The following is a 24,494-nucleotide window of genomic DNA, read 5'->3' on the forward strand; positions in this document are numbered from 1 at the left end:
GCATGGCGGTTCCGACCACGGCACCCCCGGCCGCCCGCGCGGCGGCCGGGGCTCAGCGGCGGCAGCGGCCGCTCGGGCACGAGCGTCGCCGGGCGGCGTACCTCATGCTCGCCCCGGCCGTGGTGCACCTCGCGTGGTGGATCGGCATCCCCACGGTGGCGACGTTCGTGCTCGCCTTCACCCGCTACGACATCCTCGCAGGCACGATGGCCTGGGCCGGCCTCGACAACTTCGTCGCGATCTTCCGCGACCCGGTCTGGTGGAAGGCGATCGGCAACACGGTCGTCTACACGTTCTTCACGGTGCCCGTCGCGATGGCGATCGCCGTGGTCATCGCCGTGCTGCTCAACACGAAGCTGCGGGCGCGGGCGTGGTACCGCACCGCGGTCTTCATGCCGCACATCACCGCCACCGTCGCGATCGCGCTGGTGTGGATGTGGATGTTCGAGCCGAACATCGGCCTGTTCAACTGGGTGCTGTCGTGGTTCGGCGTGCGCGGCCCGGCGTGGACCTCCGACCCGGCGTGGGCGATGAGCTCGGTGATCCTGATGAGCATCTGGAAGGGCATCGGCCTCAAGATGGTCATCTACCTCGCCGCGCTGCAGGGCATCCCGCACGACCTCTACGAGGCCGCCGAGATCGACGGCGCCGGACCGGTGCGCCGCTTCTTCGCGATCACGCTGCCGCTGCTCGGGCCGGCCACCTTCTTCGTCCTCGTGGTCTCGCTGATCGACTCGTTCCAGGTGTTCGAGCAGTTCTACGTGCTCACCCCGGAGGGTGGCCCGGCGAACTCGACCACCGTGATGACCTACGAGATCTACAAGTCGGCGTTCCAGCGCTTCGACATGAGCACGGCGAGCGCGCAGAGCGTGGTGCTCTTCGCCTTCCTGCTCGTGCTCACGATCGTCGGCAGGCGGTTCACCGGGAGGGACGATGTCGCTTGAGAGCGCTGTGGTCCAGCCCGCGCCTGCGTCGGGGGCGTCCGGGCCGGGGCGGGTGGGGGGTGCGCCCCGGCCCGGGCGGGTCGTCCTTCACGCCGTGCTGGTCGTGCTGTCGCTGCTGATGGTGGCGCCGTTCGTGTGGATGGTGCTGACCTCGCTGAAGTCGCACGCGGAGGTCATGTCCTACCCGCCCACGATCCTGCCGTCGGTGTGGCAGTGGGTGAACTACCCGGACGCGCTGGAGTTCGCGCCGTTCGGCACGTACTTCCGCAACAGCCTCGTCATCGCCGTCGGCCACACCGTGATCAACGTGGTGCTCGCGGCGATGGCCGGCTACGCCCTGGCCCGGCTGCCGTTCCGGGGCCGCTCGCTGCTGCTGATGCTGGTGCTGGCCGCGATGATGATCCCGACCTTCACCAAGATCGTGCCGCAGTACCTGCTCGCGAAGACCATGCCGTTCTTCGGCGGCAACGACTTCCTCGGCCGCGGTGGGAGCGGCTGGCTGGACTCCTGGTGGGCGCTGATCGTGCCGGGCGCGCTCACCCCGCTCGCGATCTTCCTGTTCCGCCAGTTCTACCTGTCGCTGCCGCGCGAGCTGGAGGAGGCGGCGCGCCTGGACGGGCTCGGCGAGTTCGGCATCTTCGCCCGCGTGATGACGCCGCTGATGAAGCCTGCGATCGCGACGGTGGCGTTGATCACGTTCGAGAACAGCTGGAACAACTTCGTGTGGCCGCTCATCGTCACCCGCAGCGAGGAGCTGCGGGTGATCCAGGTCGGGCTGGCTGCGTTCCAACAGACCGAACGGACCCTGTGGGAGTACCTGATGGCGGGCACGGTGCTCGCTACCGTCCCGATGATCGTGTTGTTCCTGTTCACCCAGCGGTACTTCGTGCAAGGCTTCGCGACCGCAGGGATCAAGTAGCAAGCAGGTTAGGAGATCGTGTGAGCTTCGATCTGACGGGCCGACGCGCCCTGGTCACCGGCGCAGGCCACGGCATCGGCGCGGGGATCGCCGAGGCGCTGGCGGCCGCGGGTGCCGACGTCGTCGTGCACTACGGGCGGTCGGCGGAACAGGCGGCCGAGGTCGTCGAGCGGATCGGCGCGCTGGGGCGCAAGGCCACCGCGATCGGCGCGGACGTCACGGTCACGGCCGAGGTCGACCGCCTCGTCGACGAGGCCGTGGGTTTCCTCGGTGGCCTGGAGATCCTCGTCACCAACGCAGGCCACCTGATCGGGCGCTCGCCGGTGGCGGAGATGACCGACGAGCACTTCAGCAAGGTGGTCGAGGTCAACCTCGGGTCCACGTTCCGCACCGTGCGGGCGGCGATCCCGCACCTGCGCGCGGCAGGCACCGCGGGCCGCGTCGTGACGATGGCCTCGCTCGCCGCGCACAACGGCGGCGGCAACGGCGCGGCGGTCTACGCCGCGTCGAAGGCGGGGGTCGTCGGGCTGACGAAAGGCCTGGCCAAGGAGCTGGGCCCGGCCGGCATCACCGTCAACGCCCTCGCCCCCGGCTTCATCGGCGGCACCGCCTTCCACGACACCTTCACCCCGCCCGAGGCGCAGAAGGCGATGATCGGCGGCATCGGCGTCGGACGCGGAGGCACCGTCGAGGACGTCGCGGGCGCCGTGGTCTGGCTCTGCTCCGACGCGGGCGCGTTCATCAACGGCACCACCGTGGACATCGACGGGGGCGTCGGGTACCGGTGAGCCCGGTGGCGGTCCTCCCCGCTGAGCGGGGCGGGTGGTGGCACCACTACGTCTGCCCGGCGCACGGGGTGGAGCTGGAGCACGTCGGCCTGCTCACCGGTGAGTTCCCCTCCGGTGGGGCGCCGTGCGCGCACGGCTGCCGGGTGGACACCGCCGACGTGCGCGGCGCCTGGACCGTGCTGGCCCACCAGGCGTGCGCGCGGGCGATCCTCGCGGCCGCCGGGGGATCACCGGACGAGCGGGCCGCCGCCACCGCGTTGCTGCGCGAGTACGCCGACCGCTACGCCGCGCTGGGCACCGCGGCGCACAACGGCGCCGCGGGCTGGATGCTGCGCGGGCGCCTGTTCCAGCAGGCGCTCACCGAGGCGATCTGGGCCGTGACGATCGGGCGCGCCGCCCGGCTGCTCGGCGACCCGGTGCCGGAGCTCACCGCCGGGCTGGCCGAGGCCGCCCGAGTGGCCCGCGACACCCTGGTGGCCGAGGGCCGTTTCCGCTCCAACTACACCGCGTGGCTGGACGCGGCGGGCGCGGCGTGCACCGGGAAACCCGAGTGGCTCGACGGGCCGCACGGGATCTTCGCGCACGTGTTCGCCGCCACCCACGCCGACGGATGGGAGTGGGAGGCGAGCACCTACTACCACTCGTTCGTGCTGCGGGCCTACCGGCACGCGATCGCCGCGGTGCCGGGTGTGAAGGTGCCGGCCACCGTGCGGGGGCGGATCGACACGATGGTCGACGTCCTGCGGGTGCTGGTCACGCCGGGCGGGCTGCTGCCGTCGCTGCACGACGGCCCGTACCGGCGCGCTGAGTGGGACCGCGAGCTCGCCGAGCTGAACACGACGCCCGCGCCGCGGCGGGTGGTCACGGTGTACCGGGACGCCGGCTACGCGATCCTGCACGGGGGCGGCCTCCAGGCGATCGTCGACTACGGCCCGCACGGCGGCTCGCACGGCCACCTCGACACGCTCTCGCTCTACCTCTACGGCGACGGCGTGCCATGGCAGCCCGACCCCGGGCAGGTCCCGTACGGGCACGCGCAGTGGCGCCTGTACTACGCGTCGACGGCGGCGCACCCCACGTTCTCCGTCGACGGCCTGGATCAGGCCGAGTGCGCCGGGGAGCTGGTGAGCGTCGGGTCGGACGAGGTGACCGTCGCCTGCGGTACCGCGTACGACGGCGTGAGCGCCGTGCGCCGGTTGGCGCTCGCGCCGGACGGCACGCTGCGCGACGAGCTCACCGTCACGGCCGACCGGCCCCGGCGGATCGCCGCGCACCTGCGCCCGGGCGTGCCGCTCACGGTCCGCACCGACCCGGACGGCACGGTCCACACCGGCTGGGAGCCCGGCCTGCGCGGCACGCACACGGCCTCGGGTGCGGCGGCGCGGTTCGTCGCGCGCCCCGGCCCCGGCCCGGCCGACGACCCCCAGCGCACCCGCACCAACGTCGACTGGGTGGCCGAGGACGCCACCGCCGTCACGTTCAGATCGACCTACCGGGTGGGAACGTGGAACCCCTCCTGATCGCCGGCCGCGTCGACGAGCTGCGCGCGGCGCTCACCACCACGCATGCCGCGCAGTGGCGCCGGCTCGCCGAGCAGTGCGACTGGTACCGCGGGCAGACTCCGCCGCCCGAGCACCCGACCGCGAGCATCACCTACTTCGGCCCCGCCGCGGCCAACCTCGCCCTGGCCCACCGGCTCACCGGGCAGCGGGGCTACCTCGACGAGGCGTGGCGCTGGATCGGCACGGCCATCTCCTACCCGCACTGGGGCAAGGCCAAGATGCCCGACCACGACCTCGACGCGGGCTGGCTGCTGCACGGGCTGTCGCTCGCCTACTCCTGGCTGCGTGACGATCTCCCGGCCGACCGCGCCGCCGCCCTCCGCGCGAAGCTGGAGCTGCAGGGGGAGCGGCTGTACGAGTTCGCGCATGCGTCCGAGGGGAGCTGGTGGTCGTCCAGCTTCTGGCAGAACCACAACTGGATCTGCTATGCGGGCCTCGCCACCGCCGGGTACGCCCTGGACCGGCCGGAGTGGACCGCCCGCGCGAAGGAGAACTTCGCCCAGGTCCTCGACCTCATGCCGGCCGACGGGTCCGACTCCGAGGGCGTCGTCTACTGGCGCTACGGCGTGCCGTGGCTCGCGATCTACCTCGACCTGCTGGAGCGCACCGAGGGTGTCGGCTGGTGGCGGCGCGGCTCGTTCCTCGCCAACACGTTCACGTGGCGGCTGCACCAGTGCGCGCCCGGGTTCGAGGAGAACGTCGACCACGGCGACTGCCACGACCGCCGCAGCGGCCACAGCGTGGCGCTCTACTACAAGCTGGCCTGCGCGTACCGCGACGGCCGGGCGCAGTGGCTGGCGAACCGGGTCGCGGAGCGGCACTTCTGGCGCGAGGCCTACGCGTCCGGGGTCAAGCCGGGCGTGATGCCGGAGGCGTTCTACGAGCTGCTCTGGTACGACCCGGACGTCCCGCCGGTCGACCCGGGCGACGAGCCGACCGCGGCGTACTTCCCGGACCTCGGCCAGGTCACCGCGCGCACGTCGTGGGCCGACGACGCCGCGTTCGTCAGCTTCAAGGCCGCCCCGGGCGGTGGGCACACGGCCTGGGAGACCGCCGAGCGGTTCCGCCGCGAGCGCGGATGGGAGACGCTGTCGGCAGGCCACCACCACCCGGACGCCGGCGGGTTCGTGCTCGCCGCCCACGGCGCGTTCCTCGCGGTCGACTGCGGCTACAGCAATGCCAAGCGGGCGGCCGAGCACAACCTGGTGCTCGTCGACGGGCGGGGCTGGGCGGGGGAGGGCCGCTACCACGTCTACAAGGACCTGCCGTTCGAGGCGCAGCCCCGGCTGCGGGACGTCGCCCTCGCCGACGGCTGGGTGCACGCCGTGGCCGAGTCGGCGGCGATGTTCGACCAGGCGCTCGGCGTGCGCCGGGTGGATCGGACGCTGGTCGTCACCCCGCGCGGCCGGCTGGTGCTGCTGGACCGGCTCGCCGCCGACCAGCCGCGGGAGTGGACGTTCCTGCTGCACAGCGACTGGCCCGCGGAGCCCGTCGACGGCCGGTGGGCGGTCCGCTCGGGCTCGGGGATGGCCTGGTTGACGCCCCTCACCCCCGACGTGCACGTGGAGCAGACCGACACCGCGATCGAGGCCAACCCCACCGGCAGCACCCCCAGCCTCCGCATCACGAGGACGCTGCGCACGCTGCGGATCACCACGCCTCGCCGGGCCGAGGCCGTGTTCCTCACGGCCCTCGAACCGGCGGCGGCGCTGGACCCGGCTCCGGCCCGCGCCACGGCCGTACCCGACGGGGTCGACTTCGGCGACGAGCAGGTCCGCTTCCCGGCCGACGGCGGCGCGATCCTGACGGCGGGAGCGCGGGAGACGCGGGTGTGACCCCAGCTCCCCGCGCGGAACCCTCCGCCCGTACCGACGAACGGCGCGCTCGTCGGTACCTATCCGACGAACGCGCCGTTCGTCGGAACGGGGAGGCGCGGGGGTGGGCCGGGGGCGTGCTGCACGGGCTCGAGTTCATCGCCTATCCCGCGATCGCGGGCGGGGCGTTCTGCCTGCTCGCGATCGGGGTGGTGACGTGGTTGCCCGCGCTCGCGGCGGTCGCGGCCGCGCTGGACCGGTGGCGCCGCGACGGCGACACCCGCGTGTTCACCGGCGTCATCGCCGCATTCCCCGGGTACTGGCGGGCGCTGTGGAGGCACGCGCTCGTGGCCACCGCGGCGCCGGCGGCGATGCTCGCGGCGATCGTGTTCCTCGCCGGGCGGCCCGAACCCCTCGCCGTTCCCCTGCTCGCGGTGCAGGCCGGCGGGCTCGCCGCGTTCGCCGTGTACCACCTGGCGCTGGCCGTGGTCGCCGGGCACGACCCCGGCGCAGGCGCCACCTGGCGGGCCCGCGCACTCGTGCTCGGCTTCGGCTCGCCGCGCCGCGTCCTCGTGCTCCTCGCGGCCCTGCTGCTGGCGCCGGTCGTCGCGCTCCCGCTCGCGGTCGGCCCGCTGGTCTTCGGCCCCAGCATCCCCGTGCTGTGCGGGCTCGCACTCCTGGACCGGGCCGATCCATCAAACCGAGTTGATGCATCAAGCTGATTTGATGTATAGTCCCGGCGCATGGGCGACGTCGCCGACCCGCCGGCCTTCGTACGGCTGGCGGCCCACCCGGTGCGCTGGCGGCTCCTCTCCGAGCTCGCGCAGAGCGACTACCGGGTGCGCGAGCTGGTCACGCTCGTCGACCAGCCGCAGAACCTCGTCTCCTACCACCTGAGGCTGCTGCGCGACGGCGGGCTCGTCCGCGTCACGCGCAGCACCTTCGACGGCCGCGACAGCTACTACCACCTCGATCTCGACCGGTGCGCCAGCGCGCTGGCCGAGAGCGGCACGGCCCTGCACCCGGCGCTGAATCCGGCGTTCCGCCGTGAGGTCACGGCCTCGACTCCCCGGGTGGCGGTGCTGTTCGTGTGCACGGGCAACAGCGCCCGCTCGCCGATCGCCGAAGCCCTACTGCGCCGCCACACCGGCGGCGCCGCGACCGTCACCAGCGCCGGGAGCCGGCCCCGGCCGGAGCTGCACCCCCACACCGTCGAGGTGCTGCGCGAGCAGTTCGGCCTCGACGTCTCCGGCCACCGTCCCCGGCACCTGGACGCCGTGACCGGCTCGACCTTCGACCGCGTGATCACCTTGTGCGACAAGGCCCGCGAGGTCTGCCCCGACTTCGGCCACCGCACCCGACGGGTGCACTGGAGCATCCCCGAGCCGGTCGACCGCGCCGCGTTCCGCCGCACCGCGGCCGAGATCGACACGCGCGTCCGGCACCTGTTGCCGGTCCTCACCGCAACCGACCGTGCCGCCACCAACCGCGAGGAGAACCGGCCGTGACCGCATCCGACCAGTACGCCAGTGTCCGATACCTCGTCGACGACGTGCAGGCCGCCGTCGACTTCTACACCACCCACCTCGGCTTCACGGTGAACATGAGCGCCGCTCCCGCGTTCGCCGACGTGGTGCGCGGCCCGCTGCGGGTGCTGCTGTCCGGGCCCACCAGCTCGGGCGCCCGTGCCACCCCGGAGGACGCCCGCTCCGCGGGGCGCAACCGGATCCACCTCGTCGTCGACGACCTGGACGCCGAGATCGCCCGGCTCCGCGACGCCGGCCTGCCCTTCCGCAGTGACCTGGTCAGTGGGCCGGGCGGGCGCCAGGTCCTGCTCGCCGACCCCGCGGGCAACCTCGTCGAGCTCTTCCAGCCCGCCCGGCGTGCCTGACGCGGCTCAGGAGGCCTCGCTGCGCGCGGCGACCAGGCGGTCGTAGGCGCCCACCAGGTGCTTCTCGATCGCTTCCACCGCGGGGGCGGGATCGCCCGCGGCGACGATGTCGCGCACGGCGCGGTGCTCGGGGTGGGCGATCTCGTGGAAGTCACGCCGCGCGAGGTGGCGGTCGTGCAGGAACATCGCGACCTGGCTGCGGATCTGCTGCCACGAGCGCTCCAGCCGGGAGTGGCCCGCAGCGCGCACGAGCACGTCGTGGAACGCGAGGTCGAGCTCGACGGCGACGTCGGGGGAGTAGCCGGCGTCGAGCTCCTGCATCCGGTCCAGGATGGTGTCCAGCTCGGCGAGGTCGTTGCCGGTGAGCCGCCCGCAGGCCCGTTCGACCGCGAGTCGCTCGAGCGCGCGCCGGAGCGTGTAGACCTCCTCGGCGTCCTCGGTGGTGAGCGTGATGACCTGCGCGCCGCGGTGGCGGCGCAGCACCACGAGACCCTCCCGCGCGAGCTCGACCAGCGCCTCCCGCACCGGTCCGCGGCTCATGCCGAGGGCGGTGGCGAGCTCGGCCTCCCGCAGGTGCGCGCCCTGCGGGAGCACGCCGGTCGTGATCATCTGCCGGATCGCGGGCACCACGGTGGCCGACAGCGGAGGGCTGGGTTGGGTCTCGATGGTGAGCTGGTCGAGTGGCCCAGGCACAGTGTCCCCCTTGCGATCGAAACCCCGTAGATTGTTAACAATTGACTTTTGACGATGCTCCGACCAGGCTACGGCATCGGCAGTCACTCGACGAGGAGGCCGCGATGATCACCCGCATCGATGCCCTCCTGCCGCCGGTCGACGTCGGGACGAACCACCCCGTCCCGCTCGACTGACCTCCCCCGCACGCCACGACGCGGAAGCCCGCGCAGCTTGTGAGCGCTCACAACCTGGAGACCACCGATGGCGAAACCGACTCTGGCGGACCCTCCCGTCGCGACGTCGACGGCGGAGCCAATGATGCCTGCCCCCGTCCGAGGGGCCCATCTACGCCGCCGGAACGTCTGGATCTGGGCGTTCCTCATGCCCACGGTGGTCCTGTACGGCCTCTACACGATCTACCCCATCGTCGCGAGCTACTGGTACTCGCTCGTGGAGTGGAACGGGTTCGAGTCCGAGCAGCGCTTCGTGGGCTTCAGCAACTACGAGGCCGTGCTGGCCGACCCGGGATTCTGGAACTCGGTGTGGGTCACCGTGGTCTTCACGCTGCTCGTGGCGCCGGCCCGGATCATCCTCAGCCTCCTGCTGGCGATCGTGCTCAACTCGCCGAAGCTGCCGTTCGCCGCGCTGTTCCGGACGGTCTACTTCCTCCCGGTGGTGACGACGACGGCGATCGTCGGTGTCGTCATGCAGTTCATCTTCGACCCCGCGAGCGGCCCCATCAACGCCGCCCTGCAGACGCTCGGGCAGTCGAAGGGGATCAACTTCCTCGGTGAGTCGGGGCTCGCCCTCCTGACCGTCTCGGCGGTCTACGTCTGGAAGTTCTTCGGGATCACGATGATCTACTGGCTCGCCGCACTGCAGACGATCCCTCGGGATCTCTACGAGGCCGCGAAGATCGACGGGGCGTCGGCGGTGCAGACGTTCCGGCACATCACGCTGCCCCTGCTGATGCCATTCCTGCTCATCATCACCGTGCTGACGATCGAGGACACGTTCCGCGCATTCGACCTGATGCAGTCGATGACCGGCGGTGGACCGTTCTTCGGCACCGAGGTCATCGAGATCTACATCTACCGGTGGGCATTCGCCGCGTCGATTCCCCAGCTGGGCTTCGCGTCGGCGGCCGCCGTGCTGTTCGGCCTCTTCGTGATGGTGTTCGGGTTCTTCCAACTGTGGGCGGTCTACGCCGCGCGGCGCCTGAGGGAGTCGACACGATGACCACGACGACCACGACGACCACCGCGAAGGCGCACCCCGTGACCCGTCGCGGCCGCAGCCCGTGGGAGGCGTTCCGGCGCCTCCCGTGGTGGGGGGCGGTGCTGCTGCTGGTGCTCCTCGGGCTGCTGTGGATCTACCCCTTCGTGTGGATGGTGTCGGCCTCGCTGAAGAGTTCGACCGAGATCTTCAGCGGTGGCGTGAGCCTGTGGCCCGAGGAGTTCGTCTGGGAGAACTACGCCAGGGCCTGGGACGACGCAGGCTTCGGCCGGTACATGCTGAACACGGTGATCGTCACGCTGGCGACGGTCGTGATCGTCGTCGTCCGCTGCGCGCTGTGCGGGTACGTGCTGGGCCGCTACCGGTTCCCCGGATCGCGGATCGTCATCGGGATCCTCGTCGCCACGCTGTTCGTGCCGACCGGCTACACGATCATCCCGATCGTCAAGCTGTCGATGGAGCTGGGCGTCCTCAACTCGCTCACGGGGATGGTCCTCGCTCTCGGTGGCGCGGCGAACGTGTCCTTCATCCTGATCTACGCAGGCTATTTCCGGCAGCTCCCGAAGGAGCTCGAGGAAGCGGCGATCATGGACGGCGCCGGTTTCTTCAGGGTGTTCTGGACCATCATGCTGCCGTTGTCGATGCCGGTCACGGCCACGGTCGCCCTGCTCACGTTCCTGGCCACCTGGAACGCCTTCTTCCTGCCCCTGGTCTTCTCGTTCAGCCGCCCGGAACTACGGACGCTGAGCGTGGGGATGCAGGCGTTCGTGGGGGAGAACGCCACCGACTGGTCGGGAATGGCCGCGGCGGGTGTCATCTCGATCGTCCCCATCGTGGTGCTCTTCCTGTTCCTGCAGCGCTACTTCGTCGAAGGCATCGCCGGTGCCGTCAAATCCTGACCACGTTGAACCACGCCTTCACGTCTCGAAGAGGAGAAGTGAGATGTCCCGAATCAGCCGCCGATCGTTCCTCGGCGCCGGTGGCGCCCTTGCCGTGACGACCCTGCTCGCCGCGTGCGGGGGTGGCTCGGGCGGCTCGTCCGGCGGCAGCGGGCTGCGGTGGTGGGACCACTACAGCGCGCTGCAGAACTTCCACAAGGACTGGGCGGAGCGCCAGTCGCAGGCCATGGGCGTCGGCGTCGAGTACACCTACAACGACGTGACCCGTGCGATCGAGGCGCTGCAGCTGGCCAACCAGAGCAAGCAGCTGCCGGACGTCTACACGAACATCCTCAACATCCCGCTCGCCGCCCTGGTACGGGAGGGGTGGGTCCACGAGCTGGCCCTCTCCGACGAGGTGAAGTCGCGCCTGCCGCAGGACGCGCTGACCGAGGGGATCACGAACATCGACGGCAAGGTGTACGGCCTGCCGCTGTTCGCCTTCCGCCAGTACGCCGCCGCCACCTGGTTCAACCGCGACATCGTCGCCGCGGCCGGGATCGACCCGGCCAACCCGCCCACCAGCTACGACGCGTACCGCGACGCCTGCCGCCGGATCGCCGCGCGGGGCGAGGCGCCGATGATGCTGGCGCTGGGCGGAAAGGCGCGCATGGGCGAGCAGATCAACGACATGGCGTGCGCCGCAGGCTTCCCCGGTTTCGAGGGGCTCGTGTTCGCCACCGGCGAGTTCGCCTTCCACCACGACGCCTACGTGACGGCCATCGAGTTCTGGAAGGAGCTGAACGACACCGGCCTCATCATCCCCGGCGCGATCAACTTCACCGTTGCCAACGCGCGCACGCGGTGGGCGGCAGGAACGGCCGGCTTCTTCCCGGACGGGCCGTGGTGCGCAGGCGGGGTGAAGGCCGTCAACCCGGACTTCGTGCCCACCATGGAGGTCGGGCCGATCCTGACCCCCGAGCCCGGTGCGCAGCCCGTCGTCTACCGCGGGGCCCCGGCCGCGCAGATCTTCGTGGCGGGCAACACCAAGGACGCCCAGCGCGCGACGGCGCTCGTCAGCTCCTTCACCACGCCCGAGTACCAGGCCGGCCTCGCCGCCGGCATGGACCAGCCGCCGATGGACATCGACGTCGTCGAGACCGCGGACGTCACCGAGCCGTACCGGCGCGTGATCGGCTTCTTCAAGGAGCAGGTGAAGCGCATGCCCGAGCCCGTGGTGCGCAACCCGCAGGTCGCCGCCGCCCAGGCCATGCAGGCGCCCATCAGCCCCGACCTCGGCGACATCGTGCAGGGATACCTCGGGGGCAACATCCCCGACCTGCGCGCCGCCTTGCGCCAGCTCAGCGACGCCTACACCGCCGACCGGGACACCGCGCTGCAGAAGGCCGCGGCCGAAGGCGCCCAGGTCTCCGCGGACGACTGGGCGTTCCCGGACTGGCAGCCCGGCACCGACTACGTCTACGCCTGAACCCGTACCGAGAGGTTGAGATGACCACGGAACCGACGACAGCTCCTCAGGCCGACCAGAACAGCTCCCCGAGCGCGGTGCAGGCGCTGCGGTACGCCCCGTCCGACCCGGACGCCCCGCACGTGCGTCGGGCCGTGGTGCGGGTCGACGCGAGCGACGACCGGGGCGCGCTGCCGCGGCCGTGGGCGAGCCTCGGCTACGACGAGATCAACTGGACCTACACCCGGCAGGGCAAGCAGACGCTGAACACGATCGGCGCGTTCGCCGAGACCGCCTACCACGTACGCCCGCACTACATCTTCAACAGCGGCACCGGGCTCGGGCTGCCGCACTGGGGCGCGGGCAACGTCTACCACGAAGACGCCGACGGCAACCCGTTCTACGACTTCACGATCGCCGACCAGACCTACGACACGATCGTCGGCGCCGGGCACCACCCGCTCGTCGAGCTGGCCTTCACCCCGCGGGCGCTGGTGCCGGAGGACCGGGCGAAGGCGGACTTCGCGTTCACCCCCAGCCCCACCCTGTACAGCGAGTACGAGGCGGGTTGGTGGTCCTACCCGCCGAAGGACTACGCGAAGTGGGGCGGCCTCGTCGCCGCGCTCGCGGAGCACTGCCGCGACCGCTACGGCGCCGACGAGGTGTCGCACTGGCTGTGGGAGCTGTGGAACGAGCCGGACATCTCCTACTGGCGCGGCACTCCGGAGGAGTTCCACGAGCTGTACGCGGTGACCGCGGCCGCGGTGCGCAGCGTCCTGCCGCAGGCGCGGGTGGGCGGGCCGGCCGTGACCGGCGGCGATCAGGGCGCCGCGTTCCTGCGCGGCTTCCTCGCCGCGTGCGCGGACCGGGACCTGCCCCTGGACTTCGTCTCGTTCCACACCAAGGGGGCGCACTTCACCCCGTGGCGCACCTACGGCCCGATCGGCGCCCCGGCACGGGAGCAGCAGTCGCCGTCGACGACGAAGATGCTGCGGGAGATCGACAGGGCGCTCGCCGTGATCGAGGAGTTCCCGCAGTACACCGGCCTGCCTGCGATCGTCGACGAGTGCGACGCGTCGGTGCCCGCGCACTGGGGCGTGTACGACAACCCGAACTTCGCCTACCGCAACACCGAGTACTACCCGGTGTTCCAGGTCAAGCTCATGAAGAAGGTCCTGGATCTGAACGAGCGGCGCACCGCGCAGGTGGCCGAGGCGACGACGTGGAGCTTCTCCATGGAGGGGGAGCGCTACTTCGAGGGCACCCGGAGCTTCGTCACGGCGTCGGGCATCGAGAAGCCGCTGATGAACGCCTACCGCGCCCTCGCGCACCTGGGCGACCGCAGGATCGCGGCGAGCTCCGACGCCGCCGTCGCGGTCGACGACCTCTCCGCCCTGGGCGCGGGGCTGGCCGAGGAGGTGGACGTGCTGGCCTCGGCCGGCTCCGCCGACGGGAGCGTGGCCGTGCTCGTCTGGCGGCACGCCGACGACCAGTACGCGGCGGACGACGAGCCGACGGTGGTCGACCTCCGGGTCGACGGCCTCGCCGCGGGCGAGTGGACGCTTCGGCACTGGCGGATCGACGCGGGCCACAGCAACAGCCACACCGTGTGGCAGGACCTCGGCGCCCCGCAGGAACCGACGCCGGAGCAGCTGGCCACGATCGCCGACCGGCAGGGCCTGGAGCGCTACGCCGACGACACGACCGTCACCGCCGAGGACGGACAGGGCCTGTCCCTGACGGTCGAGCTGCCGCTGCCGGCGGTGAGCCTGCTCGTGCTCGTGCCCGGGACGCAGGCGTGACCGGAGTGCGGGAGCAGCTGTTCATCGGTGGCGCGTGGCGCGACGCCTCCGATGGCCGCACGATCGAGGTCCACGACCCCGCAACGGGGGAGGTGGTCGCCCGGGTGCCGAACGCGTCCGACCAGGACCTCGACGACGTGCTCGCCGCCGCGGCCGCCGGGTTCGCGACCTGGCGGCGGTCCGCCCCCGCCGAGCGCGCCGCCGTCCTGCGGCGGGCGGCGGCCCTGCTGGCCGAGCGGGCGGAGGACGTCGCGGCCGTCATGACCCAGGAGCAGGGCAAGCCGCTCGCGGAGGCGCGGGCGGAGGTGCGGCAGGCGGGCGAGTACTTCGACTGGTTCGCAGGCGAGGCCGTGCGCTCCTACGGGCGGGTGCTCGCCACCGAGCCCGGACGGCGGTCCTGGGTGGAGCGCCGCCCGGTCGGGCCCGTCGCGGCGTTCACGGCCTGGAACTTCCCGGCCTCGCTGCCGGCCCGCAAGCTCGCGCCCGCCGTCGCGTACGGGTGCAGCATCGTGCTGTGCCCGGCCGTGGAGGCGCCTCGCACCGCCATGGCGCTCGTCGCGGCGCTGCAGGACGCGGGCGTGCCGGACGGCGTGGTCAACCTGGTCACCGGTGACCCGCCGCGGGTGAGCACCCACCTCATCGCGTCCCCCACCATCGCGAAGATCACGCTGACGGGGTCGGTGCCGGTGGGGCAGGAGCTGGTGCGACTGTCGGCCACGCACCTGCAGCCGCTCACCCTCGAGCTCGGCGGCCACGCACCCGTACTGGTGCTCGACGACCTCGACGACGCCGCCGTGGAACGGGCCGCGGCCACGGTGGTGCGGGCGAAGTTCCGCAACGCCGGGCAGGTCTGCGTCTCGCCGAGCCGGATCTTCGTGCAGGACGGCGTGCACGACCGGTTCGTCGCGGCCGTCCTGGACCGGGTGGCCGGGCTGAAGGTCGGCCCGGGGACGGAGCCGGACACCGACGTCGGGCCCCTCGCCAACGCGCGCAGGCGGGCCGCGGTGGCCGAGCTCGTCGACAAGGCGGCGGCCGACGGCGCCACCGTGCGGTGCGGCGGGCGGACCCCCGACGGACCCGGCTGGTTCTACCCTCCGACCGTTCTCACCGACGTCCCGCCCGGCGCCGCGCTGCTCTCGGAGGAGCCGTTCGGCCCGATCCTGCCGGTGCTGCGGTTCACCGACCTCGACGAGGGCCTCGCCCGCGCCGGCGACGTGCCCTACGGGCTCGCCGCCTACGTGTTCACCTCCGACCTCGCCCGGGCCGACACCGTGATCGCCGGGCTCGACGTCGGCATGATCGGGGTGAACGAGACCGCCCTCGCGGCCGCGGCATCCCCGTTCGGCGGGGTGCACCTGTCCGGTTACGGCCGCGAGGGGGGTACAGAGAGCCTGGACGCCTACACCGTGGCCACGGCCGTGACGACGAGGGGGAAACCGTGACGATCGAGAAGCTCGCACCCGGGGTGTGGGGGGTCCTCGCGACGCCGCTGACGGCGGATGGCGAGAGCGTGGACACCGAGTCCCTGACGCGGCAGGTCGAGCACTACGTCCGCATCGGGGCCACCGGGCTCACGGCCCTCGGCGTGTTCGGCGAGGCGATGCGGCTCACGCCGGAGGAGCGGCGCGCCGTCGTCGGCACGGTCGCGGCGGCGGCCGCGGACCTCCCGATGGTGATCGGGCTGTCCGCGCTCGACGCCGAGGCGGCCTGCGCCGAGGCCGCGAACGTGCTCGACGTGCTGGACCGGCCGCCTGCCGGGCTGATGGTGCAGGTCGGCTCACCCGACCCGGACGCCGTGGTCGCCCAGCTCAACGCGGTCGCCGAGCGCACCGGGCAGGGGATCGTCGTGCAGGACTACCCCGTGGTGAGCGGGGTGTCGATCGCCACCGACGACCTGGTCGCGGCCGTCCGGCGGATCCCGGCCGCGGTGGCCGTGAAGTCGGAGTCGTCACCGAGCCCGCCTGCCGTCGCCACGCTGGTGGCCGGGTTGGACGTGCCGGTCTTCGGCGGGCTGGGCGGCACCGGGCTGCTCGACGAGCTCGCCGTCGGCTCCGCAGGGGCCATGACCGGGTTCTCGGTGCCCGAGGGCCTGATCGCGTGCGTGAACGCGTTCCGCGACGGCGGGTTCACCGCCGCGCGCGAGGTGTGGCGCGACTACCTGCCGCTCGTCAACTTCGAGTTCCAGGCGGGCATCGCGCTCTCCCTGCGCAAGCACAGCTTCGTGCACCGCGGGCTGATCGCCACGCCCGCGGTCCGCCCGCCGGCCGCCATCGCCCCGGAGGCCCTGCTCGGCGTGCTGCGCGAGCACCTGCGGCACACGCCGTACGCGCTGCCCGACCGGGTCGGTTCGTGAACGGCCTCGACCGGGGCTTCGCCAACTACGGCGACGTCGCGTTCTCGCGGTTCCTGCGCCGCAGCTTCCTGCACGCGAGCGGGCGCTCCCCGGAGTCGCTCGAACGTCCCGTGATCGGGATCGCGACGTCGCCGAGCGACTTCAACCCCTGCCACCGGGCGATGCCGGAGCTGGTGGCCTCCGTCGAGCGCGGGGTGCTCGCGGGGGGCGGGCTGCCGATGCAGTTCCCGACCGTGTCGCTGGGCGAGAGCTTCCTGACCCCCACCTCGATGGTGTTCCGCAACCTCATGGCGATGGACGTCGAGGAGATGGTGCGGGCGCAGCCGATGGACGCCGTCGTGCTGGTCGGCGGCTGCGACAAGACCGTGCCCGCACAGCTCATGGGCGCGTTCTCGGCAGGCCGCCCGGCGATCCAGCTGGTCACGGGCCCGATGTCGACCGGCCGCTACCACGGCGAGCGGCTGGGCGCCTGCACCGACTGCCGCCGGTTCTGGGCCCGCTACCGCGCGGGCGAGGTCGACGACGTCGAGATCGCCGAGGTGGAGCGCAACCTCGCCACCACCGCAGGCACCTGCGCGGTGATGGGCACCGCGAGCACGATGGCCTGCGTCGTCGAGGCGTTGGGGATGGCCCTGCCCGGCAGCGCCACCGCCCCGGCGGTGCACGCCGACCGGCTGCGCGTCGGCGAGGCCACGGGCGCCGCCGCCGTCGAGATCGCCCGCGCCGGGCGCACCCCTGACCAGGTGGTCACGCCGGCTTCGGTGCGCAACGCGCTGCGCGTGCTGCTCGCGATCGGCGGCTCGACGAACGCCCTGATCCACCTGACCGCGGCGGCCGGGCGCCTCGGCCTGCGGATCGACCCGGACGAGCTGAACGCACTGAGCGACACCACGCCGGTCCTCGTCGAGCTCAAGCCCACCGGTGACCACTACGTGGAGGACCTCCACGCGAGCGGCGGCCTCGCCGCCGTGCTGCACGAGCTGCGGGACCTGCTCGACCTGTCCGCGCCGACCGTCACCGGGAAGACGCTCGGCGACGTGCTCGGGGACGGCCCCCGCTGGGTGGACCGCGCGGTCGTCCGCCCGCTCGCCGACCCGGCGCGGCCCGTCGGTGGGCTCGTCTGGCTGACCGGGTCCCTCGCGCCGCAGGGTGCGCTGATCAAGCGCTCGGCGGCCGACCCGGCCCTCTTCGAGACCACCGGCCGCGCGGTCGTGTTCACCTCGCTCGAGGACCTCGCCGCCCGGATCGACGACCCCGACCTCGACGTCGCCCCCGACGACGTGCTCGTGCTGCAGAACGCCGGCCCCCGCGGCGCAGGCATGCCCGAGGCGGGCTACTTGCCGATCCCGGGCAAGCTCGCCCGCGCCGGGGTGAAGGACATGGTGCGCATCTCCGACGCCCGGATGAGCGGCACCGCCTACGGCACGATCGTCCTGCACGTCACGCCCGAAGCAGCGGTGGGCGGCCCGCTCGCGCTGGTGCGCAACGGCGACCGGGTCCGGCTCTCCGTGCGCGAGGGTCGCCTCGACCTCCTCGTCGACGAGGCGGAGCTGGCGCGGCGCCGCGAGGCGCTCCCACCGCCCGCCCCCGGTCCGGCCACGGGCTACGGGAGGCTGTTCCACGAGCACGTGCTGGGCGCCGACCAGGGCTGCGACCTGGACTTCTGCGTCCCAGCGGTGCCATCGGAGCCGTCCCGCAGCTGACGCACCCGTACGTGCTCGCGCCACCCGTCGACCGGGCGCGCCAGGCGGACAAGGGGTGCGTCGGCGCGGGGCGCGTGAGCGGCGGCCGGGACCCGGCGGACGCACCCGATGTGCGTTCGCGCTGCCGGTCGACGGGGCGCGTCGACGCGGGAGGGGTGCGTCGCCGGAGCAGGTGTGCGTGAGCAGCGGACCGTGGCTCTCGCACACGGGGCACGCGGCCGCGCACCCCGTCTCCGCTCGCTCGTCCCGTGTCGGTTCGCGCGACCCGTCGACGGGGCGCGCGGGCGGAAAGGGGGTGCGGGGGCGCAGGCGGGCTGGGAGTGTCCGTGCGTGGAGCTCCTCGCCGCCCTTCCTGCGTTCGTCGTCGCCGTCTTCCTCATCTCGGCCTCGCCGGGGCCAGCGATGGCGCTGATACTGCGCCGGGCGGCGCTGCGCGGCTTCCGCGGCGCCGTGCCCACCGTGCTCGGGCTGGAGGCGGGCCTGTACGTGTGGGCGCTGCTCGCCGCGGCGGGGTTCGCCGCGCTGGTGGCGGCGTCGGAGGTCGCCTACCTGGTGCTGCGGGTCGCGGGTGCCGCGTTCCTGATCGTCCTGGGGGTGCGGGCCTGGCGGGCGGCGTGGCTGCAGCGCCGTGGCGCGGCCGCGGTGCCGGAGCTCGCCCCGGTCTCGCCGTCCCACGGGTGGGCGGCGTTCGGCGAGGGGTTCGTCGTCATGCTCGCCAACCCGAAGGCCGCGGTGTTCATGATCGCGTTCTACCCGCAGTTCGTGCCGTCCGACATGCCGCTGTTCGCGACCACCGCGGTGCTCGCCGCGCTGCAGGTCGTGCTGGAGACGGGCTTCTACCTGGCGCTCGCGGCCGGCGTGGCGCGGGCGGGCGGCTGGTTCCGCAGACCGCGGATCAGGGCGCGGCTGGAGGCGGTCAGCGGCAGCGTACTGATCGGGCTGGGGCTGCGGGTTGCGGTCACCGCTCGGTGACGAGCAGATCGACGGACGACCATCCGCCCATGATCAGCCCGCCGCAGGATCGCTCGGCTACGGCTTCACCGCGAGGACCGGGCGCTCGGCCTCCAGCAGGATCCGCTGCGCGCTGCTGCCCAGGATGAGCTTGCCCACCGGCGAGCGGCGGCGCAGGCCGATCACGATCAGCGAGGCGTCGGCGTCGTCGGCGGCCCGGAGCACCTCGTCGGCCAGCTCACCGCGGCGTGCCTCCTGCACGAGCCGCATCGCGACTCCGGCCGCCTCGGCGCGGGCCGTGAGGTCGGCGACCATCTCGGGTGGGGCGACGTCGGCGCTCACCGGGGCCCCGTCGCGCGGCGAGTTGAGCACCAGCAGGTCCTCCCCGCGCCTGCGGGCCTCGTCGAGGCCGGCGGCGAACGCGGCCTCGCCCTCCGCGGTGGGCACGAATCCGACCAGAACCGTCACACGGACTCCTTCGACGGGGTCCGGCGCCGCGCGAGCACGACCCGGACCAGCGGGAAGAGGGCGACCACCACGAACGCGGCGAGCAGCGTGCCGGAGATCGGGCGGGTGACGAACCCGGTGGCGTCACCCTCGAAGATGATCAGCGACCGGCGCAGGGACTCCTCGAGCAGGGAGCCGAGCACGAACGCGAGCACGAGCGGGCCCGGCTCGAACCCGAGCTTCTTCATCAGGTAGCCCAGCGCGCCGAAGACGATCACGAGCACGATGTCGAAGACGTCGTTGCCCACCGTGTATACCCCGATGAGGGTGATCAGCACCGTGATCGGCGCGAGGATCGTCGCGCGCACCCGCAGGATCCGCACGAAGAGGCCGACCAGCGGGATGCTCATGATCAGTAGCAGGATGTTGCCGACGTACATCGAGTTGATCACGCCCCAGAACAGCTCCGGGTGCTCGGCGACCAGCTGGGGGCCGGGGCTCACGCCCTGGATGAGCAGCGCCCCGAAGATCACCGCCATCGTCGCGTTCGCCGGGATGCCGAGCGTCAGCAGCGGGATGAACGACGACGTGGCGGCCGCGTTGTTGGCCGTCTCCGGCGCCGCGACGCCCTCCACCGCGCCGCGGCCGAAGCGCTCCGGCTGCTTCGCGCGGCGCTTCTCGAGGCCGTATGCGGCGAGCGAGGCGATCGTCGCACCGCCGCCCGGCAGCACGCCGAGCACGAAGCCGATCACCGAGCCCCGCCCGATCGCGCCGGACGACGCCCGCAGGTCGGCGCGGGACGGCCAGACGTCCGCGACGCGCTCGGGAGCCTGCACCGCGCGGTGGCGCTCCTCGAGGTTGTAGAGGATCTCCCCGAGCCCGAACAGACCCATCGCGATCGGCACGAAGTCGATGCCGTCGGCGAGCGAGAGGTTGTCGAAGGTGAACCGCGCGGCTCCGGTGAAGCCGTCGCGGCCGACGGTCGCGAGCAGCAGCCCGATGCAGGCGGCGACGAGCGCCTTGAGCCGGTGGCCGCTCGAGACCGTGGCGACCAGCAGGATGCCCAGCAGTGCGAGCGCGGTGTACTCGGGTGGCCCGAAGTCGAGCGCGAAACCCGCCACCACCGGGGCCACCAGCGAGAGCGCGATGATCGAGACCGTTCCGCCGATGAACGAGCCGATCGCCGCGATGCCCAACGCGGTGCCGGCCCGGCCCTGGCGCGCCAGCGCGTGTCCGTCGAACACGGTGACCACCGAGGACGCCTCGCCGGGCAGCCGCAGCAGCACCGACGTGATCGTGCCGCCGTACTGGGCGCCGTAGAAGATGCCGGCGAGCATGATGATCGCGGTCACCGGCTCGAGCCCGAACGTGATCGGCAGCAGGATCGCGATCGTGGCCGCGGGACCGAGCCCGGGCAGCACGCCGATCAGCATGCCGATCACCACGCCGAGCAGGCAGAACAGGAGGTTGGTCGGCTCCAGCACGACGCCGAAGCCCTCCACCACCGGAGTCAGGTCCACGGGTGCGCCCCTCAGAACATGTGCGGGATCGGGACCGCGAGCAGCCCGACGAAGACGACGTAGAACGCGACCACCGTGGCGAGGCTCGTGATGATCGACGTCCGCCAGGACTCGTGGCCGAGGAACCTCAGCCACACGAACATCAGCAGGGCCGCCGGGATCTCGAACCCGATCACCCCGACGACCGCCACGAACGCGATCATGGTGGCGAGGCCGGCGAGCACGAGCCAGGCGGCGCGGGTGAACCGCTCCGCGTCCCGGGTCCGGCCGGTCATCGCCAGCAGCCCGATCCCGAGCACGACGAGGGCCACGCTCACCAGGAGCGGCCACGTCCCGGTGCCGGGGGTACGGGCGCTGCCCACCCCGAGCGCCAGCGAGCCGAGCAGCGCGGCCACGCCGAGCCCCACGACCGCGATCCCGACGACGACGTCGGTCACCCGCCCGGCGACCGGCGGCCGGAACTCGTGCTCGACCTCCTCCACCTCGTGGACGGCGTCCGAGAGCCGCGCCGGGGCCGGCTCCTCGGAGGTCACCGGGGCCCGCCCAGCTGGATGCCGTACTGCTGCGTGACCCGGCGGTAGCCGTCGAGGCTGCCCGTCCACTGCGCCCGCAGCTCCTCGCCGCTCACCTCGTTGGGCGTGAGCTGGTTGTCGGCGTTGAACTGCCGGTAGGCATCGGTGACGAACGCCTTCTGGAACGCCGCGCGCAGCCGGTCCAGCACAGCGGGCGGCGTGCCCTTCGGCGCGGCGACCGCGCGGGACTGCTGCACCGGCACGTCGTAGCCCGCCTCCACCGCGGTGGGCGTGTCGGGCAGGTACGAGGGCCGCTCCCGCGCGAACGTGACGATCGGCGTGAGCGCGCCCGCCTGGATCTGCTCGACGGCCTCGCCGAGCTGGATCGACCCGACGTCGACCTGGCCGCCGAGCACCGCGGTGAGTGTGGGGGAGCCGCCGTCGAAGGGCACCGCGCTGGCGGGGATTCCGGCCTGGTTGAACAGCAATGCCTGGGACAGCTCGCTGCCGGTGCCGACGCCCGTGGTGCCGTAGGTGATCGGCCGACCCGCGTTCGCCAGGTCCTGCACGGTGCGGAGACCGGAGGACGCCGCGGTGACGAGGACGTAGTCGTCCTGGGACACCCCGGTGATGATCTCGTAGTCGGCGAGGTCGACGGCCTCGTCCGGCGAGACCGCGAGGGGCGTGATGTAGGCGAGGCTGCCATTGAAGATCATCAGACGGTGCCCGTCCGGCGCGGCGGTCGCCAACTCGCGGGCGGCGAGGGCGCCGTTGGCACCGGGCCGGTTCTCGACGACGACCGGCACGCCCAGGTCGTCGGACGCCGGTTCGGCGAGCGCGCGGGCGATCAGGTCGGTGCTGCCGCCGGGGTCGGCGCCGACGAGGATGGTGACCGGGTCCCCGCCCGGGAACTCCGCTGCACCCGAGTTGCCGGAGCCGCCGGAGTCGAGGTTGCCGCCACAGGCGGTGAGCGAGACGGCGAGGGCGAGCCCGAGCCCGATCGCGGGCCACCGGCGCCCGGCGACGGTCCTTGTCATGTCGTTCTCCCCTTCGAGAAGCCGAGCCTTGCCGGGGCAGCCTAGGAACGCCGGTCATGCCTGTCCAAATCCGATGCGGCATGGATTGATACCGTCCGTGCATGGCTTACACGCTCGAGCAGCTGCGCGGTTTCGTGGCGGTGGCCGACGAGCTGCACTTCGGCCGGGCCGCCGCCCGCCTGAAGATGACCCAGCCCCCGCTGTCGCGGCAGATCCAGAAGCTGGAGCGGGCCGTCGGCGCGCAGCTCCTCGTGCGCGACAACCGCCGCGTCAACCTCACGGCGGCCGGCCGGGTGTTCCTCACCGAGGCCCGGCGGCTGCTGGCACTGGCCGACGCGGCCCCCGACCTGGCGCGGCGGGTCTCGTCGGGCACCAGCGGCGTGGTGCGCATCGGGTTCACCGCCGCATCCACCTACGGCGTCCTCGGCGCGCTGCTCAACGAGCTCGGCCGGCAGCTGCCCGACGTCGACGTGGACCTCGCGGAGATGGTCACCCGCGAGCAGGTCGCGGCGCTGGCCAACCGGGAGATCGACCTCGGGCTCGCCCGACCGCCGTTCGACCGCGACACGTTCGACTCCCGGCTGCTGCACCGGGAGCCGATGCTCGTGGCGGCGCCGCCCGGTCACCGCCTGCTCGAACTCGAGCGCGACGCCACGGCCGAGGACCTCGTCGGCGAGCCGGTCGTCATGCACTCGCCCACCAAGGCGCGCTACTTCTACGACCTGATCGCCGGGGTCGTGCCGATCCCCGAGGAGGACATCGTCCACAGCGTGAGCCAGGTGCTCACCATGCTCTGGCTCGTGGCGGCGGGCCGGGGCATCGCGTTCGTGCCGGCGTCGGCCACGCGGCTGCGGATCGAGGGGGTCGGGTTCGTGCGGCTGGCCACGCCCGTACCCGAACCGGCGGAGCTGCACCTGCTGTGGGCGCGCGAGTCCGCCAATCCGGCGCTGTGGCGGGTCCTCGACGTCCTGGACGGCTTCGCGGGGACGCGCTGACACCCATCGCGATTCCTGCTGGGTATCGCGCCATGCGGAACTGCTCTTGGACAGGCATCGTTGCGCTTTCTACGGTTTCCCGCGTGACGCTGCTGCCCCCGGATGTTCTCGCCGACCGGCTCCGGTCCGGCCTGCTGTCCTTCCCGGTGACCCACTTCGACGCCGACCTCCAGTTCGACGAGCCCCGGTACCGGGAGCACCTGGCCTGGCAGGCCGGGTTCGACGTCGCGGGCCTGTTCGCCGCCGGCGGTACGGGGGAGGGCTTCTCGCTGACCCCGCCCGAGGTCGACCAGGTCGTCCGCGCGGCCGTGTCGGAGGTCGGTGGCCGCGTGCCGGTCGTCGCGCCGGCCACCGGCGGTACCGCGCTCGCGGTGGCGCAGGCGAAGGCCGCGCAGGACGCGGGCGCCTCGGGGGTGCTGCTGTTCCCGCCCTACCTCACCGAGGCGGGTCAGCGCGGCCTCGCCGAGCACGTCGGCGCCGTGTGCCGGGCCACCGACCTCGGCGTGATCGTCTACAGCCGCGCCAATGCCGTCCTCACCGACGCCACGGTGGCCGAGCTCGCCGAGCGCAACCCGAACCTGGTCGGGTTCAAGGACGGTGTCGGCGACATCGAGCGGCTCACCCGCATCTACGCCCGCCTCGGCGAACGGCTGACCTACATCGGCGGCCTGCCGACCGCGGAGACGTTCGCGCTCCCGCTGCTGCAGCTGGGCGTGAGCACCTACTCCTCGGCGCTCTACAACTTCCTGCCCGAGTTCGCGCTGCGCTTCTACGCCGCGGTACGTCGGCAGGACCGCGAGACGGTGTACCGGCTGCTGTCGGAGTTCGTGATCCCCTACCTCGACATCCGCGACCGCGGGAAGGGCTACGCGGTGTCGATCATCAAGGCGGGCCTGACCGCGGTCGGGCGGGACGGCGGCCGCGTGCGCCCGCCGCTCACCGACCTCACCGAGGACGAGCGCGCCGAGCTCGCGACCCTGGTCCAGAAGGTCTCCTGAA

Annotated in this window: 23 protein-coding genes; 18 read left to right on the top strand and 5 right to left on the bottom strand. The window is 72.6% G+C overall.

From position 1 onward, the window contains the following. The first annotated feature begins 2 nt into the window (after nucleotides 1-2). The 8 genes from FHX44_RS35815 to FHX44_RS35850 all read left to right on the top strand — a co-directional run bounded on the left by FHX44_RS35815 (nucleotide 3) and on the right by FHX44_RS35850 (nucleotide 7,918). Nucleotides 3-944, top strand: a complete 942-nt coding sequence (locus tag FHX44_RS35815) for a carbohydrate ABC transporter permease (protein ID WP_147259817.1) — start codon at nucleotides 3-5, stop codon at nucleotides 942-944. Further along, the gene (locus tag FHX44_RS35820) at nucleotides 934-1,863 is read left to right on the top strand and encodes a carbohydrate ABC transporter permease (RefSeq protein ID WP_147259818.1); all 930 of its coding nucleotides are present in this window, start codon (nucleotides 934-936) and stop codon (nucleotides 1,861-1,863) included. Before FHX44_RS35815 ends, FHX44_RS35820 begins: the two co-directional genes overlap by 11 nt. A 20-nt stretch (nucleotides 1,864-1,883) precedes the next feature. Beyond that, nucleotides 1,884-2,651, top strand: a complete 768-nt coding sequence (locus FHX44_RS35825) for an SDR family NAD(P)-dependent oxidoreductase (protein ID WP_147259819.1) — start codon at nucleotides 1,884-1,886, stop codon at nucleotides 2,649-2,651. A 5-nt stretch (nucleotides 2,652-2,656) separates the two neighbouring features. Beyond that, nucleotides 2,657-4,171, top strand: a complete 1,515-nt coding sequence (locus FHX44_RS35830) for a heparinase II/III domain-containing protein (RefSeq protein ID WP_147259820.1) — start codon at nucleotides 2,657-2,659, stop codon at nucleotides 4,169-4,171. After that, complete coding sequence (locus FHX44_RS35835; protein WP_147259821.1) at nucleotides 4,156-6,048, top strand: heparinase II/III domain-containing protein; 1,893 nt, start codon at nucleotides 4,156-4,158, stop codon at nucleotides 6,046-6,048. The genes FHX44_RS35830 and FHX44_RS35835 overlap by 16 nt, the downstream gene beginning before the upstream one ends. 116 nt (nucleotides 6,049-6,164) lie before the next feature. Next, on the top strand, nucleotides 6,165-6,749 hold the full coding sequence (locus tag FHX44_RS35840; protein ID WP_147259822.1) for a hypothetical protein: 585 nt from the start codon (nucleotides 6,165-6,167) through the stop codon (nucleotides 6,747-6,749). Nucleotides 6,750-6,770: 21 nt separating this feature from the next. Continuing rightward, a complete protein-coding gene (locus FHX44_RS35845) occupies nucleotides 6,771-7,535 on the top strand; it encodes an arsenate reductase/protein-tyrosine-phosphatase family protein (protein ID WP_147259823.1) in 765 nt (254 codons plus the stop codon). After that, entirely contained in the window at nucleotides 7,532-7,918 is a 387-nt protein-coding gene (locus FHX44_RS35850; protein WP_147259824.1) for a VOC family protein, read from the top strand. Before FHX44_RS35845 ends, FHX44_RS35850 begins: the two co-directional genes overlap by 4 nt. A 6-nt stretch (nucleotides 7,919-7,924) precedes the next feature. On the opposite strand, the gene FHX44_RS35855 is transcribed toward FHX44_RS35850, so the two are convergent. Beyond that, entirely contained in the window at nucleotides 7,925-8,611 is a 687-nt protein-coding gene (locus tag FHX44_RS35855) for a GntR family transcriptional regulator (protein ID WP_212612801.1), read from the bottom strand. Between the two features lie 300 nt (nucleotides 8,612-8,911). Here FHX44_RS35855 and FHX44_RS35860 point away from each other — a divergent pair, with 300 nt between their 5' ends. The 8 genes from FHX44_RS35860 to FHX44_RS35895 all read left to right on the top strand — a co-directional run bounded on the left by FHX44_RS35860 (nucleotide 8,912) and on the right by FHX44_RS35895 (nucleotide 19,005). Continuing rightward, nucleotides 8,912-9,832, top strand: coding sequence for a carbohydrate ABC transporter permease (locus tag FHX44_RS35860; protein WP_147259825.1), 921 nt, complete (start codon nucleotides 8,912-8,914; stop codon nucleotides 9,830-9,832). After that, nucleotides 9,829-10,728: a carbohydrate ABC transporter permease gene (locus tag FHX44_RS35865; protein WP_147259826.1), complete on the top strand. Its 900-nt coding sequence runs from the start codon at nucleotides 9,829-9,831 to the stop codon at nucleotides 10,726-10,728. Before FHX44_RS35860 ends, FHX44_RS35865 begins: the two co-directional genes overlap by 4 nt. 43 nt (nucleotides 10,729-10,771) lie before the next feature. Then, nucleotides 10,772-12,196, top strand: a complete 1,425-nt coding sequence (locus FHX44_RS35870) for an ABC transporter substrate-binding protein (RefSeq protein WP_147259827.1) — start codon at nucleotides 10,772-10,774, stop codon at nucleotides 12,194-12,196. Between the two features lie 20 nt (nucleotides 12,197-12,216). Then, nucleotides 12,217-13,977, top strand: a complete 1,761-nt coding sequence (locus FHX44_RS35875) for a GH39 family glycosyl hydrolase (protein WP_147259828.1) — start codon at nucleotides 12,217-12,219, stop codon at nucleotides 13,975-13,977. After that, nucleotides 13,974-15,419, top strand: a complete 1,446-nt coding sequence (locus tag FHX44_RS35880; RefSeq protein WP_147259829.1) for an NAD-dependent succinate-semialdehyde dehydrogenase — start codon at nucleotides 13,974-13,976, stop codon at nucleotides 15,417-15,419. The genes FHX44_RS35875 and FHX44_RS35880 overlap by 4 nt, the downstream gene beginning before the upstream one ends. Next, nucleotides 15,416-16,330 (top strand): dihydrodipicolinate synthase family protein, encoded by a 915-nt coding sequence (locus FHX44_RS35885; protein ID WP_170309177.1) that lies wholly within the window; start codon nucleotides 15,416-15,418, stop codon nucleotides 16,328-16,330. Before FHX44_RS35880 ends, FHX44_RS35885 begins: the two co-directional genes overlap by 4 nt. Then, nucleotides 16,327-18,033, top strand: a complete 1,707-nt coding sequence (locus tag FHX44_RS35890; protein WP_147259830.1) for a dihydroxy-acid dehydratase — start codon at nucleotides 16,327-16,329, stop codon at nucleotides 18,031-18,033. The genes FHX44_RS35885 and FHX44_RS35890 overlap by 4 nt, the downstream gene beginning before the upstream one ends. Before the next feature lie 330 nt (nucleotides 18,034-18,363). After that, on the top strand, nucleotides 18,364-19,005 hold the full coding sequence (locus FHX44_RS35895) for a LysE family translocator (RefSeq protein WP_147259831.1): 642 nt from the start codon (nucleotides 18,364-18,366) through the stop codon (nucleotides 19,003-19,005). Between the two features lie 57 nt (nucleotides 19,006-19,062). On the opposite strand, the gene FHX44_RS35900 is transcribed toward FHX44_RS35895, so the two are convergent. The 4 genes from FHX44_RS35900 to FHX44_RS35915 are packed head-to-tail and all read right to left on the bottom strand — an operon-like array spanning nucleotide 19,063 to nucleotide 22,500. Then, complete coding sequence (locus tag FHX44_RS35900) at nucleotides 19,063-19,452, bottom strand: universal stress protein (protein WP_147259832.1); 390 nt, start codon at nucleotides 19,450-19,452, stop codon at nucleotides 19,063-19,065. After that, nucleotides 19,449-20,951, bottom strand: coding sequence for a tripartite tricarboxylate transporter permease (locus tag FHX44_RS35905; RefSeq protein WP_147259833.1), 1,503 nt, complete (start codon nucleotides 20,949-20,951; stop codon nucleotides 19,449-19,451). Before FHX44_RS35905 ends, FHX44_RS35900 begins: the two co-directional genes overlap by 4 nt. 11 nt (nucleotides 20,952-20,962) lie before the next feature. Continuing rightward, the gene (locus tag FHX44_RS35910) at nucleotides 20,963-21,484 is read right to left on the bottom strand and encodes a tripartite tricarboxylate transporter TctB family protein (RefSeq protein WP_212612802.1); all 522 of its coding nucleotides are present in this window, start codon (nucleotides 21,482-21,484) and stop codon (nucleotides 20,963-20,965) included. Further along, entirely contained in the window at nucleotides 21,481-22,500 is a 1,020-nt protein-coding gene (locus tag FHX44_RS35915; RefSeq protein ID WP_147259835.1) for a tripartite tricarboxylate transporter substrate binding protein, read from the bottom strand. Before FHX44_RS35915 ends, FHX44_RS35910 begins: the two co-directional genes overlap by 4 nt. A gap of 101 nt (nucleotides 22,501-22,601) precedes the next feature. Here FHX44_RS35915 and FHX44_RS35920 point away from each other — a divergent pair, with 101 nt between their 5' ends. Together FHX44_RS35920 and kdgD are read left to right on the top strand one after the other, a co-directional pair. Beyond that, nucleotides 22,602-23,495 (top strand): LysR family transcriptional regulator, encoded by an 894-nt coding sequence (locus FHX44_RS35920; protein WP_147259836.1) that lies wholly within the window; start codon nucleotides 22,602-22,604, stop codon nucleotides 23,493-23,495. An 83-nt stretch (nucleotides 23,496-23,578) separates the two neighbouring features. After that, complete coding sequence (gene kdgD / locus FHX44_RS35925; protein WP_147259837.1) at nucleotides 23,579-24,493, top strand: 5-dehydro-4-deoxyglucarate dehydratase; 915 nt, start codon at nucleotides 23,579-23,581, stop codon at nucleotides 24,491-24,493. The last annotated feature ends 1 nt before the right edge of the window (nucleotide 24,494 follow it).

It is taken from the genome of Pseudonocardia hierapolitana, from assembly GCF_007994075.1.
In the GTDB taxonomy this organism is placed as follows: Bacteria; Actinomycetota; Actinomycetes; order Mycobacteriales; family Pseudonocardiaceae; genus Pseudonocardia; species Pseudonocardia hierapolitana.

Bases quoted from the DNA above. Each gene is read 5' to 3' on its own strand.
- FHX44_RS35815 (WP_147259817.1), top strand. From the start codon at position 3: ATGGCGGTTCCGACCACGGCACCCCCGGCCGCCCGCGCGGCGGCCGGG.
- FHX44_RS35920 (WP_147259836.1), top strand. From the start codon at position 22,602: ATGGCTTACACGCTCGAGCAGCTGCGCGGTTTCGTGGCGGTGGCCGAC.
- FHX44_RS35820 (WP_147259818.1), top strand. From the start codon at position 934: ATGTCGCTTGAGAGCGCTGTGGTCCAGCCCGCGCCTGCGTCGGGGGCG.
- FHX44_RS35860 (WP_147259825.1), top strand. From the start codon at position 8,912: ATGCCTGCCCCCGTCCGAGGGGCCCATCTACGCCGCCGGAACGTCTGG.
- FHX44_RS35870 (WP_147259827.1), top strand. From the start codon at position 10,772: ATGTCCCGAATCAGCCGCCGATCGTTCCTCGGCGCCGGTGGCGCCCTT.
- FHX44_RS35845 (WP_147259823.1), top strand. From the start codon at position 6,771: ATGGGCGACGTCGCCGACCCGCCGGCCTTCGTACGGCTGGCGGCCCAC.
- FHX44_RS35875 (WP_147259828.1), top strand. From the start codon at position 12,217: ATGACCACGGAACCGACGACAGCTCCTCAGGCCGACCAGAACAGCTCC.
- FHX44_RS35915 (WP_147259835.1), bottom strand. From the start codon at position 22,500: ATGACAAGGACCGTCGCCGGGCGCCGGTGGCCCGCGATCGGGCTCGGG.
- FHX44_RS35865 (WP_147259826.1), top strand. From the start codon at position 9,829: ATGACCACGACGACCACGACGACCACCGCGAAGGCGCACCCCGTGACC.